Origin of the sequence: Rhodopirellula sp. MGV, assembly GCF_002251265.1 — a bacterium.
GTDB lineage: Bacteria > Planctomycetota > Planctomycetia > Pirellulales > Pirellulaceae > Stieleria > Stieleria baltica_A.
In genome coordinates this window covers 127,431-140,321 of sequence record NZ_NPDI01000005.1, presented here as the reverse complement: position 1 = coordinate 140,321, position 12,891 = coordinate 127,431, and the positions used below count along the sequence as shown (strand labels likewise).

Here is a 12,891-nt window from a genome sequence, read left to right as displayed (position 1 = left end):
AACTTACCGGCGGACTGCGAGAGATCTACTTGGGACGCACAAGTTGTTCGAGGTAGTCGTCTGCTTCTTGATTGATCCAAGCTTCATTGTCTAACGCACGTGTTGATTCATCGGCACTACGTTCGGGGAACAATCGCAAGCCGCTTGCTTGCCAAGCCAGTGCCCAACGACCAGTCATCGCGATCGTGGCTGGAATTGCCGAAGCACACACACCCAGCAAGATCGACATCAGATTCGTGGCTAACAAAAACACGAAATACGCTGGGTCACGCATTCCGTCGGATTGCCCCAACATTCGATCGATCGACGAGAGCAAATCGACGAATGACACCGATAGGCTTGCCAGCACCGGCAAAAAGCAAAGCGGCAGGAACGCGGCCAGCAAATTCTCGCGGCGAGCTTTGATGAAAAGCAACAGAGCCGCCACAGATAGCCCCAGTGACAAAATCGCCAACAATAGAATTAGCGGTAGTCCACAGACCTGAATAAGTAGACCGGCGTTCATTTTGTTCTACGATTGAAAAGAGAATTGACGAGCCACTAAAGAGCTTCGTCCCCGTGGTTGAGGGGCAGCAGGTTCGCCATCGAGCGGTGTCGAATCAGGTGGTGCGAAATCAGAAGGTTTGCCCGTTCCGCTGTCCAGGCTTTTGGTTGTCAGAAACTGGTAACGTCGCACAATCTTCATGAACGATCACGGTGACATTCGACGCGTCTTGGTAACTGGGGGCACCGGCTTCATCGGACGCCGCTTGGTCGAGTGTCTGACGCGAGCGAATCTCAACGTCACCTGCTTGGTTCGCGAGTCATCCGACACCTCACGACTTGATCCGTTTGCCCCACAAATCGTCACAGGTGATCTGCAGCAAATTGATTCAATCCGCGACGCTTTTGAAGGGATTGATGCGGTCTTCCATCTTGCAGGGTCGACCAAGGAGCTTCGACGTGCGGACTTTGACAAGATCAATGTCGATGGCGCGAGAAATGTCGCTGCCGCTTGTTCGGCGATGACGTCGCCACCGATCATGCTGCATGTGTCGTCGCTAGCAGCCGCGGGGGCGAGTAAACCAGGAAAGCCTCGTGTTGAGGAAGACCCGAACGCTCCGGTATCAGACTACGGTAAAAGCAAACTTGCAGGCGAAGAGGCGATCCGTAGCTTCGCGAATCAATGTCCGATCTCGATCGTCCGTCCTCCCATCGTGCTTGGGCCTGGCGATCACGATGGCTTTGACATGTATCGAGGGATCGATCGTTGGGGCGTTCATTTGGTGCCTGGCTATGTTGACCACCAGTTTTCGGTGATCGGTGCCGACGATCTTTGTGATTGCCTACTTCACGTCGCACGCTTCGGTCAGCGTCTCACCAGCCATCCGTTTTGCGATGGAGTCTACTATGCCACGTTACCCGAGCAGCCGACCTACGCAGAGCTTGGCCACATGATCGCCCAATCACTTGGTCGCAAGCGGGCACGTATTCTCCGAATCCCACATCACACCTTGCGACTGGTTGCTGGTGGCAACCAGTTCATTTCAAAGCTACGCGGGAAGCCGCACATCTTGAACCTTGATAAGGCTCGCGAAGCCGCGGCAGGGGCTTGGTTGTGCAGTAGCGAAAAACTTGAACGCGAAACCGGGATGCGTTTCAACACCACGCTTCAACAGCGAATCGATGAAGCCGTGGCGTGGTATCGCGAACACGGCTGGCTGTGATCACAGCTTTAGTCGTTTCAAACGCAACGCGTTGGTGACGATCACAAAGTCTGAACCGACCATTGCCAAAGCGGCGGTGATCGGGTGAAGCTCTCGCAGCCACAATGGCACGGCATCGACGCCGGCAAGAATTCCCGCAGCAACGGGAATCAACGCGACATTGTATGCGAAGGCCCAGAACAAGTTCTCTTTGATGTTTCGCATTGTCGCATTGGACAATGTGATCGCGCGTGACACGCCGTCGAGGTCGCCACCTAACAACGTCACATCGGCGGCTTCGATCGCAACATCGGTTCCGGTACCGATCGCGATTCCGACATCAGCCTTGGCAAGTGCCGGGGCATCGTTGATCCCATCGCCTACCATCGCAACACGGTGCCTTGGCGTTGTAGTTCGGCGATGCGATCCGTTTTCTCGCCGGGCAAGACCTCTGCGATGACGTCGTCGATCCCGACTTGCGCCGCGACGGCGGCCGCCGTTTCTTGATTGTCGCCTGTTAACATCGAAACGGCGATCCCTTGTTCGTTCAGCTTACGAATCGCGGCAGCGGCTTCGGGTTTGATTTTATCCGCGACAGCGATCAATCCGACGGGGCGTCCATCGACAGAAACACCGAGGACGGTTTTGGCTTGCGATCGGACCTCAGCCGCTTGCTTGTCGATCGAATCAGGGATTGCATCAAAGGCGTAGTCCAATCGGCCGACACGCAATTGTTGTCCACCGAGTGCCCCCTCGATGCCGCGTCCGGCAACCGTTTGGACATCGTCCGGTAATTCAAAGTCGAGCCCAGATTCTTTGGCACGATTTAAGACCGCTTTGGCGATCGGATGGCTGCTGCCGTGTTCTGCGCTCGCGGCGTAGCGTAAAAGCTGGTCGCTGCTAAATCCCTCAGCAGGCAGGACATCGGTGACGAATTGTTGCCCCATCGTCACGGTGCCGGTTTTGTCCAACACAACGTGGTTGACTTGTCCAACCTGCTGGACCGCACCACTGGATTTGAACAGCACGCCCGATTTTGCACCGCGTCCCATCCCGACAGTGACGGCAAGCGGTGTCGCCAGTCCCATCGCACAGGGACAGGAGATAATCAACACGGCAATCATGCGAAGCATCGCCGCCAGCGGATCGCCAACCACAAAGAACCATACACCAAACGAAAGCAGAGAAACGCCGACAACGATCGGAACAAACACGGCCGAGATCTGATCGGCCATGTGCTGGATGGGGGCTTTGGTGGCCTGAGCTTCGTTGACTTGTTGGACGATTTTTGCCAAGGCAGAATCTTTGCCGACGGCGGTCGCGCGGACTTTTAATAGTCCTTCACAGTTCATCGTCGCACCGATGACGTCGCTATCTTTTTGCTTGGCGACAGGGACGCTTTCGCCAGTGATCATGCTTTCGTCGACGTCGGATTGACCCGAAATCACGATGCCGTCGACAGGAATTTTTTCACCAGCGCGGACGACCACGATATCCCCGCGGGTGACTTCGTCGATCGGGACTTCGACCTCTTGCAGATTGCGAAGCACGCGAGCGGATTTCGATTGCAAGTTCAACAGTGCACGAATCGCATCGCCGGTTTTTGCCCGCGCACGGCTTTCGATCCAGTGGCCAAGGATCACCAGCGTGATGATCGTCGCGGAGGTTTCGAAATAAACGTGGTGGCCGAGAAGGTGGCTGCCCATCGAGATCGCGATCATCACGGCGATGCTGTACGCGAACGCGACGCTGGTACTCATCGCGACCAGCACGTCCATGTCGGCAACGCCATGACGCAGGCTTCGATAGGCTCCACGGTAAAACTTGGACCCGACGACGAACTGAACGGGAAACGCCATCGCGAACATCAGGTAGTTCACCCAAGACGCCGAAGCCCATTCGCCCCACAACCCAAAGTCACGCCCCATGCTGAGGATGAACAGCGGTAGCGTCAGGGCAACACCCAGCCACATCAACACATGAGCACGACGTTCGACATGATGGGCCTCGGTTTCGGCCTCTTGGTCGTCGCTTTGGACCGTGAAACCGGTTTGGCGGATCGCCTCGGCCAGGTCTTCGCGGTCGGTAGCGGTCGGGTCGAAATCGACGAGCACGCGCCCGCCGGTCACATTGACGACCGCAGATTGGACGGCGGAGTTACGGGAAAGAGATTTTTCGATCGAACGTGCACAATTCGCGCAGGTGATCCCACCAACGGAAAATTCAACGCGTTCGTTTTCGGTAGGCGAAAGATTAGTCTGCATGCGTTTGCTCTAACATCCGTTTGGAATCATCGACACGCCGTTCGTCCACGAGGATGCGCACCGATGGGGTTTCCAGGTCATCGTACTGACCATCACGGATGCAATACAAACATGCGGCAAGTCCCGCCCCACCGAGCATCAACGCTATTGGTAATGCGATAAAGAGAACACTCATGATTCCACCGCACGGAAGGTTGGCCAAGCCAAAGTAATCGAAAGGACCGAAATCGAGCTGATCGGCATCAAAATCGCAGCGATCAGCGGGCTGATGTAACCTGCAATTGCCAACACGACGGCAAAGACATTGTAGGCAAGGGAAACCGCAAAGGCCGTTCCAATCAGTTTGTTGCACGCCCGGGAAGCATGAAGCAGTTCAACAATGCTGCGTAAAGTGCCACTGGCAACGAAGACGCAAGCGGCTTGTAAACTGACTTCAGCCCCGCCCCGTACGGCGATTCCCACATCCGCGGCCGCCAAAGACGCCGCATCGTTCGCCCCATCGCCCACCATTATCACCGGGTGCTGCTTTTTGTCGCTGACAATGGCCAGTTTGTCTTCCGGTGACAAATCACCCAACGCACTGTCCCGCTCAATGCCAAGTTGGCGCGCGACGTTTTGGACGACATCTCGATGATCCCCCGAAAGGATGCCAACCTGCCAACCTTGCTTTTGCAGTGCTGTAATCATGGCACTCGCATCCGACTTTAGCCGGTCAGCAACCCCGATGACGGCTAACGCCACGGCATCGACCGCAACGATGATCGGCGAAATCCCTTCCACGCCACACTGGTCAATCGCTCTGTAGATCGGGGGCGAGATTTCAATCTCCTGCCGATCCATCAACGGTTGATTGCCGATCGTAACCCGTCGACCGTCGACCATTCCCGTGACTCCGCCGACCAACACCTCCACGTCGGTTGCGACGAGAGATGGCTGCTGAGGATTTGTCTGCTGAGAAATCAGACTGGCTTCGCGAATGATCGCATTGGCAATGGGGTGCCGACACTCTGATTCGATCGCGGCGGCGTCTGCCAAAATCTCTTCCGGGCCGTAGATCAACTCCGCACGCGGACGCCCTTCGGTCAACGTGCCTGTTTTGTCAAACCATGCCACGCCTGGTTTTCCAAGCTTCGCGAAAACGTCGCCATCGCGAATCAAGATTTTTCGCTTTGCCGCTCGCCCCAACGTCACCGCGACCGCTAGCGGTGTTGCCAAAGCCAGCGCACAAGGACATGCAACGATCAACAACGACGTCGCATTGGCCGTTGCCAAATCCAGCCCTTGTGGCAACCAAACAGCAAAGGCAACGACGGCGAGCACTGTCACGACCACAACGAACACGCCGCCGATGCGGTCGGCAAGTTGTACGATTGGAGTCCGGCGTTGCATTGCCGATTCGACGGACTGCATTACCTGGCCGATCCGGCTTTCTTTTCCGATCGCGGTGACTTCGATCTCAATCGGACGGGACAAGTTAACGGTTCCAGCGGTAACGTCCTCGCCAACTTCGACCGACACGGGGACACTTTCGCCAGTCAAAAGCGACCGGTCGATCGTCGAATGCCCACGCCGCAAGATGCCATCCACGGGAATACTTTCACCGGCGGCAACACGGATGGTTTGACCAGCAGCGAGCCCCGATGTCAGAACCAATCGGCCTTCGTCATCCTCGCCACTCACCAAGCGAGCATGCTGTGGCGTAATCCGCAGCAGTAAGTCAACCGCACTGGCCGCGTGGTGCTGGCGTCTGAACTGAATCCAGCGTCCGATCAGCAACAGGAACACCAGCATCGCGAGCGAATCAAAGTAGATCTCACCACTGTCAGTGATCGCGTGATAAAGACCGACCGTTGAGCCGACGGCAAGCCCCAGTGCGACCGGCAAGTCCATGTGCGGCGTGCGAGTGCGGATCGATGCCAATGCGCTAATAAAGAACGTGCGACCGGGGAAGAGCACGGAAGCCAATCCCAAGACGGTTCCGGCGATGCGTAAAAAGATTCGATGCTCGGGTGCGACGCCGGAAGCATCACCGGCATAGAGCGCGACGGCGATCCACATCGCGTTGGCGGCACAAAATCCCGCGATCGCGATCTGCATCAGCATCGCACGGTTTTCGCTGCGGAAGCGGTCGGTGGGTTCGGACGTCAGCGGTGCCAAGCCATAGCCAAGCTTTGCGATCAAGCGAGCGATTTGACTGAGCTTGATCCGCTGTGGGTTGAACACCAATCGCACGGTATGGTGATTAAGCTTCACCCGTGCCAGCAGCCAGCCGTCGGTGCGTGCGGCGACATTTTCGATCAACCATGCGCACGCGGCGCAGTGGAGGCCGGTGACAGATAATTCCGTCGACATTGTGCCGTCGTCGTGTGCAACGGGCGTAGACGCCCCGAGAAACAGTTCGTCGTCAAACGATTCCCAGCCGGCGGCGGAGAGATCCTGAACCGATCCTGCGACAGTGCTTTGGTCGCGAATCGCGTAGTAATCGTCTAAACCCCAACCGTGGATCAATTCATAAGCTTGGCGGCAACCGCTGCAACAAAAGACGATTCGTGGATCGCAGTCGGCTTGGCAAGGCGTCGGCAACCCACAATGGACGCAGGGAAGCTCTTTCCTGCTGGACGCACCGTCAGAACGGCGCTGCGATTCGGTATTGAACGACTGCGTCACGGAACAATCTGCAACAGGAGCCTTACTGTTTTACTTGACAACAAGGCGGCAGCTTTTCGTCGGTTTGCTCGACTTGTTCCAGCAAAGATCCTTCGGAGGCGAGTTCATCGAACGCGTCGAATCCGGCAAAGCCACGGCCCGATGCCGTGAACAGTCCGGCTGTAATCAGGAACAGTGCTGCGGCAGCAGGGATCAAGCGGGCATAACGCTGCGAAAGCACTCGTACGCCAGCAACCAACGCGGTCAGTGCGGGAACGCTGCCAAGCCAAAATGCAGACATCACGACTGCCCCGCCCAGCGGCGAACCGGTACCGGCAGCGATCAAGGCAAACAGGTACAGCCAACCGCAAGGCAACAGTGTGGTCAGCAAGCCTGTCGCAAAGGCCCGCCAAAGGATCGGCAGTCCGAACACGTACGGACGAAGTTTCACCAACAGCTTCCCGACGGCCGATGGGGCGACAACTTTGGAGGTCGACTTGGGCCAGCAAACACTGACCAGTTTGTAGGCACCGATCAGAACCATCGCGGTCCCGACGAAGCGTGCCGCGGCGACTTGGATACCGACCATGCTGCCACCGGTATCGATCAGGCTGCCAATCAAACCGGCAATCGCGCCGGCGATCGCATAGGTTGTCAAGCGACCGATGTGGTACAGCGTCGTGGACGCGGCGACTGTTTTCTTACCGGCGTTGTCACCACTGCCACTGGCCCAAATGGCCAGCGGGCCACACATGCCGACGCAGTGCATGCTGCCCATGACACTGGCGGTGACGACGGCGCTTCCGAGTACAACGAGAGATGTCATCATCCGGCCTTGACGTTGAACGTGATCGACTTGGTCATTGGCTCGGGACCACCGTCGATTGCCAATTCCAATTGCCATAAACCGGCAAGTGATGCCGGCGCGAGTACGAGATACCGGCCTTCACCAACGCTTTTCAGTTCCAACTCAACCGGTTGGTCGGCATGGGCGTGATGATAGAGCTTGCCTGTCACATCTAAGTCATCGATATGGCGATTGTCCTTGACATCATCGATGATCACTTCCAAAGCGCGCATACCGCGTTGATCAGCGACATCGGATGCGCTCAAGTTGACTCGCCAGCCCAAGCGTTCTGCGGCCAATGCGGCCTTACGTGATTCGTCCCAGTTCAGTGCCGCGTTGTGGTAGTTCGGCACGACGGCGAATGCCGGGTCCCCGATCGCCAAGTGAATCACAGATCCCATGATCACACTTTGGATGACGAACAAAAACAGCACCAACGAAATCCAAAACCGCTTCGCGCGTTTTTCGGCAACTTCGGTTGGAAGTGCTGTTGGTGAGTTGGACGATGCGTCGGTCGGGTTCATCAGCGTGGTCCCAGGAGATAAAAATCGAGCTCGCGTTGATTGTCGCTGCTGTCTTTGACAGTCACCGTGACTTCTTTGCGACCGGAGCCACGTGTCAGCGAAGCGTCAAACGTAATGTTGATCGGCACCAGTTGTGATTTACCGGCATCCATGGTCATTTTGTCAGGATCCATCACTTCGAAACCCAACCCCAAATCGGGCTCGGCCGACAGTGAATACGATTGTGTTTCGTCAGTACGGTTGACCAACCGCAAGCGGAATTGGTTCGACACTTTCAAGCTTGGCAGCAGCGTAAACGGTGCGCCTGTTTGGCGAATGATCCGCGAGTCGAATCCGGTCTTGGTGGAAATTGCGAACACCAATCCGGTCATCAGGCACAGCAGGATCAGTGGATAGACGATCGTTCTTGCGCGGAACAATCGCCGGACCTTCCCGGCGATCGAATCCTGTGAACTGTATCGAATCAGGCCTGTTGGCGAGCGACCTTCTCCATCACCGAGTCACACGCATCGATGCACTGAGTGCAGTTGATGCATTCCATCTGCAAGCCTTTGCGGATGTCGATGCCGGTGGGGCAAACGACGACGCACTGGTTGCAATCGACACAGTCGCCGACTTTTTCATCCGGTGCGTGCTTGCCTTTTTTACGTGGTTCGCCACGGATGTGATCGTAGGCAACGACCATCGACTGTTCGTCCAGCATGACGGATTGGAACCGGCCATACGGACAAGCGATCAGACACAGCTGTTCGCGGAAGAACATAAAATCAAACAGCATCAAGCCAACGGTGAACACCATTACAAAAAACGGCACGGGGTGTTCCACGGGCGATCGCTGAACCCATTCGGAAAGACGCTCGACACCGACGAAGTAGGCCAAGAACGTGTGGGCCAAAAACGCGCAAAGCACAACGTAGACGGCGAAGCGTGCGACTTGCAACGCACCGTTCATTCCTTTCTTCGGTTTGCCGCCTTTACCTTTTGTTCCTTCGAACAGCCGGTCGATCGGCCGGAACAGGAATTCCATGTAAACCGTTTGAGGGCAAGCCCAACCGCACCAAACGCGTCCGGCGACCGCCGTGACCAGCACAATACTGAACAGCACCGTCAGGATCAGCAGCGCCAACAGCATTGTGTCGGTTGGCAGGAAGGTTCGGCCAAAGATCGTGAACTTGCGCGCCGCGATGTCGAGCAAAATCAGCGGCTTGTTGTTGACCTGGAGGTGTGGGATGGCGACGAAGATCACCATCAACATGTACGCGATGATACGGCGTTTGTGCCACCAAAAACCGGGCGCTAACTTTGGCCTTAACCAACGACGAGAGCCATCTTTCTCCAATGTGCTGAGCACATGATCTGGAGCGTCAAGGAGTGCGTCGTTTTCAGGAACGGTTTTGGATGTCATGGTCGTACATGGGGTTAGGGCTACGCTGGTTGTTCTGCGTCAGCCTCCTTTGCAGCGCCGTCTTCTTTGGCCGCGTCATCAGATGCTTCTTCGTCATCCGCTGGTGGTGCGGGCCATGGCGGGATTTGCCGTCCTTCGGCCGGTCGGCCTTCGACGTTCTTGCCACGAAGTTGGGCGACGTAGGCAGAAACCAAAACGATTTCGTTGATATGCAAACGGTTCGACCACTTGGGCATCGCACCGTTGCCGGCACCATTGGCAATCACTTTGCCGATGTCACCGATTTCAGCGATGTTCTTGAACGCTTCGTCAGTCAAGTTCGGGCCCACTTTGCCTTCGCCATCGCGACCGTGGCAGGACACGCAGTTGGCGCGAAAGACCGCTTCGCCGACCTTCACCCAACTATCCTTGGCCATGAATTTGGCGATCGACGGACCATCGAGCTTCAACTCACCGATCTCTTCGAATTGCAACCGAGTGTTTTCGGCCAGCGCAACGTTGTAGGCGTCTTCCAGGGTGCGGCCTTTGGTGCCGCTGTGGTAAAACACCCAATAAAACGGGCAGAAAACGATCGAGGCGATGAACAACCATTTCCACCAACCGGGAAGAGGGTTGTCGTACTCTTCGATACCGTCGTAGGCGTGGTCAGTTTTAGGTGTATCACTCACTTCGGGGATCCTGGGGTTGATCGCTAAGCGGAATGGATGCAAATCGGTCCGTCGCGTTTTTGCTCAGACGCAGCGCCGCGTAGGTAATCATCGCGAACGTTCCCACAAAGAGCGCCAATGCGATCTCGGCACAGACCGAGTAATCGAGGTAGGAAACAATGTCTCGAATCATGGTTCGTTTGGTTGCAATAGTCACCGAACCGGCCTGACACCTGCATCAGTGTCGTTCACCGCGACCGGTTCGAAACGACGTTGATGATCAGCCCGCCGAAGCGTTCGAGGGACTGGCATTGTCGGCCACTTCGGCTTCCGCCTCCGCAGCTTCTTCGCTTCCTTCGGCAGGTGCTTCCGCATCAGCCGCCGGTTGTTCGGGGGCAGGAGTCTTGAACAAGTCGACCCCGATCCGCTGCAAGTACGCGATCAACGCGACTGCTTTACGGTCCATCTTGTTCGCCGGTCCGCCTTGCGAAACGATTTCTGCGGCAACACGTTCGGCTTGCTTGTAAGCGACTTCCGAGGTGTTATTGAGTGCTTCGTCATCGTAGGGTGCACCGAGGTACCAAGCCGCTTTGACGTGCGGTGCGATCGAATCGAACTTCAGTTCTTCGTTCAGCAGGTGCTGGTAGCTCGGCATGACCGAACCGGGCGAAACCTCTGCCGGATTTTCAAAGTGACGCCAGTGCCAGAAGCTACTTTGACGGCCACCTTCACGTGCCAAATCGGGACCGATTCGGCGGCTGCCCCATTGGAACGGACGGTCGTAAATGAATTCGCCAGGTTTGCTGTATTCGCCGTAACGCTTCGTTTCGGCCACCATCGGGCGAATCATTTGCGAGTGGCAGTTGTAGCAGCCTTCGGAGACATAGATGTGCCGGCCGTAAAGTTCCAGCGGCGTGTAAGGTTCGACGGTCGCGATCGTTGGGATGTTTGAACGGATCAAGAACGTCGGGACCGCTTCGAACAAAGTCGCGCCGACAACGGCGATCGTCACCAGGATCGTGAACGTCACTGGAAGGCGTTCCCAGCGTCGGTGCCAGCCCATCTTGGCCCAAACCGACATGTTCTTACCGAGGTCCAACATCGGAACTTCGTTGTACTCGGTGTCCTTCGCCGGCTTCGCTTCGCTGTACGACTTGCTGAGTTTCGGCGCGGTATAAACGGGGACGTCGTAGGTCGCAGGGCGAGCAAACCAAGTCATCAGGGTGTTGAAGCACAGCATGCAAACGCCGCTGACATACAACAGACCGCCGAGGACACGTAACCACCATAGGAACACGATCGACTGGACGGTTTCGACAAAGTCCGGGTACATCAGGTTGCCCGTCTCGTCCATCGCTCGCCACATCAAGCCTTGCATCAGACCGGCCGCGTAAATCGGAATGATGTACAGCAGGATGCCGATCGTTCCGGTCCAGAAGTGCAAGCTGACCAGCTTGTCGCTCCAGATTTTGGTTTGGTAAATGCGTGGCAACAGCCAGTACAACATGCCGAACGCCATGAAGCCGTTCCAGCCGAGTGCACCAGAGTGAACGTGTGCGATCGTCCAGTCGGTGTAGTGACTCAGTGCGTTGACAGACTTGACCGACAACATTGGGCCTTCGAAAGTCGACATGCCGTAGAACGTCACGCCGACGACGAAAAACTTCAGGACAGGGTCGGCAGCCACTTTGTGCCAGGCGCCACGAAGGGTCAACAGACCGTTGATCATCCCGCCCCAGCTTGGCATCCACAGCATCACACTGAACAACATCCCCAGCGTGCTGGCCCATTCAGGCAGCGCGGTGAAGTGCAAGTGGTGAGGTCCGGCCCAGATGTAAATGAACACCAACGACCAAAAGTGGATGATACTGAGCTTGTAACTGAAGACCGGGCGGTCGGCGGCCTTGGGCAGGAAGTAATACATCAGCCCCAGGAACGGCGTCGTCAAAAAGAACGCCACCGCGTTGTGGCCATACCACCACTGCATGAACGCGTCTTGGACACCCGCATAGACGCTGTAGCCCTTGAACCAACCGGCAGGCACGCACAGGTTGTTGAACACGTGCAGCACAGCGACCGTGATGATCGTTGCGATGTAGAACCACAGCGCGACGTACATGTGTCGCTCGCGGCGTTTGATCAGCGTCATCAAAAAGTTGCCGCCGAAAATGAACAACCAGACGACTGCGATCAGCAAGTCGATTGGCCATTCCAGCTCGGCGTACTCGCGGCTTTGCGTGATCCCGAACGGAATCGTGACCGCGGCGAGCACGATGATCAGTTGCCAGCCCCAGAAGTGCAGTCGGCTGAGCACGTCGCTCCACATCCGAGCTTTGCACAAACGCTGGGTGCTGTAGTAAACCGCGGCGAAGATCGCGTTTCCGGCGAAAGCGAAAATCGCTGCGTTGGTATGCAGCGGACGCAGTCTCGCGAAGTTAATGAACGGGATGCCTTCAGAGATACTTGGCATCACCAGCAGCACGGCGACGATCAAACCGGCGAGTGTTCCCACCAGCGCCCAGATGATGGTCGCCGTCGCAAACAGGCGGACGATCGCGTCGTCATAGCTAAATGACTCCAACTCACCGGATTCAATTGACGGCACCGCCATCGAGGAATCGGTTTTTGATACTTCAGTGTCCGATGTGGTGGCACCGCTGGTTTCCATCGCAACGATCTAATCTGTAAGGCGGGTGAATTGGGATGGCTGAAACGGCCGAACCCTGGTCAGGTTTCTGTATCAGCAACGCAATATGTTTAGCAAATGCAACCGCGACTTTAGAGCGGCATTTTTGCTGGACAAGTCCATCGCGGCGAAACGCCGCAAATCGGGAGGCTCTCGTGACGCTTTGCCGCACTAGCGAAGCGTTTAA

Annotated in this window: 11 protein-coding genes and 1 pseudogene; 1 reads left to right on the top strand and 11 read right to left on the bottom strand. The window is 56.5% G+C overall.

Annotation, left to right across the window (positions count from 1 at the left end; genetic code table 11):
- Positions 1-25 precede the first annotated feature (25 nt).
- A complete protein-coding gene (locus CGZ80_RS02995; RefSeq protein ID WP_143543714.1) occupies positions 26-505 on the bottom strand; it encodes a hypothetical protein in 480 nt (159 codons plus the stop codon).
- A gap of 178 nt (positions 506-683) precedes the next feature.
- Between CGZ80_RS02995 and CGZ80_RS02990 the strand changes: the two genes are divergently transcribed.
- Positions 684-1,706 (top strand): NAD-dependent epimerase/dehydratase family protein, encoded by a 1,023-nt coding sequence (locus tag CGZ80_RS02990; RefSeq protein WP_094411271.1) that lies wholly within the window; start codon positions 684-686, stop codon positions 1,704-1,706.
- Here CGZ80_RS02990 and CGZ80_RS02985 read toward each other — a convergent pair.
- The 10 genes and pseudogenes from CGZ80_RS02985 to ccoN form a co-directional block, all read right to left on the bottom strand.
- A pseudogene (locus CGZ80_RS02985) lies at positions 1,707-3,949 on the bottom strand (heavy metal translocating P-type ATPase).
- The gene (gene ccoS / locus CGZ80_RS02980) at positions 3,939-4,124 is read right to left on the bottom strand and encodes a cbb3-type cytochrome oxidase assembly protein CcoS (RefSeq protein ID WP_094411270.1); all 186 of its coding nucleotides are present in this window, start codon (positions 4,122-4,124) and stop codon (positions 3,939-3,941) included. The pseudogene CGZ80_RS02985 and the gene ccoS overlap by 11 nt, the downstream one beginning before the upstream one ends.
- Positions 4,121-6,616, bottom strand: coding sequence for a heavy metal translocating P-type ATPase (locus tag CGZ80_RS02975; protein WP_094411269.1), 2,496 nt, complete (start codon positions 6,614-6,616; stop codon positions 4,121-4,123). Before CGZ80_RS02975 ends, ccoS begins: the two co-directional genes overlap by 4 nt.
- A 22-nt stretch (positions 6,617-6,638) precedes the next feature.
- The gene (locus tag CGZ80_RS02970; RefSeq protein WP_233148193.1) at positions 6,639-7,424 is read right to left on the bottom strand and encodes a sulfite exporter TauE/SafE family protein; all 786 of its coding nucleotides are present in this window, start codon (positions 7,422-7,424) and stop codon (positions 6,639-6,641) included.
- A complete protein-coding gene (locus CGZ80_RS02965) occupies positions 7,421-7,966 on the bottom strand; it encodes a FixH family protein (RefSeq protein ID WP_094411268.1) in 546 nt (181 codons plus the stop codon). Before CGZ80_RS02965 ends, CGZ80_RS02970 begins: the two co-directional genes overlap by 4 nt.
- The gene (locus CGZ80_RS28445) at positions 7,966-8,385 is read right to left on the bottom strand and encodes a FixG Ig-like domain-containing protein (RefSeq protein ID WP_233148192.1); all 420 of its coding nucleotides are present in this window, start codon (positions 8,383-8,385) and stop codon (positions 7,966-7,968) included. The genes CGZ80_RS02965 and CGZ80_RS28445 overlap by 1 nt, the downstream gene beginning before the upstream one ends.
- Before the next feature lie 44 nt (positions 8,386-8,429).
- Positions 8,430-9,371 (bottom strand): cytochrome c oxidase accessory protein CcoG, encoded by a 942-nt coding sequence (gene ccoG / locus CGZ80_RS02960; RefSeq protein WP_233148191.1) that lies wholly within the window; start codon positions 9,369-9,371, stop codon positions 8,430-8,432.
- A 20-nt stretch (positions 9,372-9,391) separates the two neighbouring features.
- On the bottom strand, positions 9,392-10,039 hold the full coding sequence (locus CGZ80_RS02955; protein WP_233148190.1) for a cbb3-type cytochrome c oxidase N-terminal domain-containing protein: 648 nt from the start codon (positions 10,037-10,039) through the stop codon (positions 9,392-9,394).
- The gene (locus tag CGZ80_RS02950) at positions 10,032-10,211 is read right to left on the bottom strand and encodes a hypothetical protein (RefSeq protein WP_094411370.1); all 180 of its coding nucleotides are present in this window, start codon (positions 10,209-10,211) and stop codon (positions 10,032-10,034) included. Before CGZ80_RS02950 ends, CGZ80_RS02955 begins: the two co-directional genes overlap by 8 nt.
- Before the next feature lie 87 nt (positions 10,212-10,298).
- Positions 10,299-12,629 (bottom strand): cytochrome-c oxidase, cbb3-type subunit I, encoded by a 2,331-nt coding sequence (gene ccoN / locus CGZ80_RS02945; RefSeq protein ID WP_198953618.1) that lies wholly within the window; start codon positions 12,627-12,629, stop codon positions 10,299-10,301.
- Positions 12,630-12,891 lie beyond the last annotated feature (262 nt).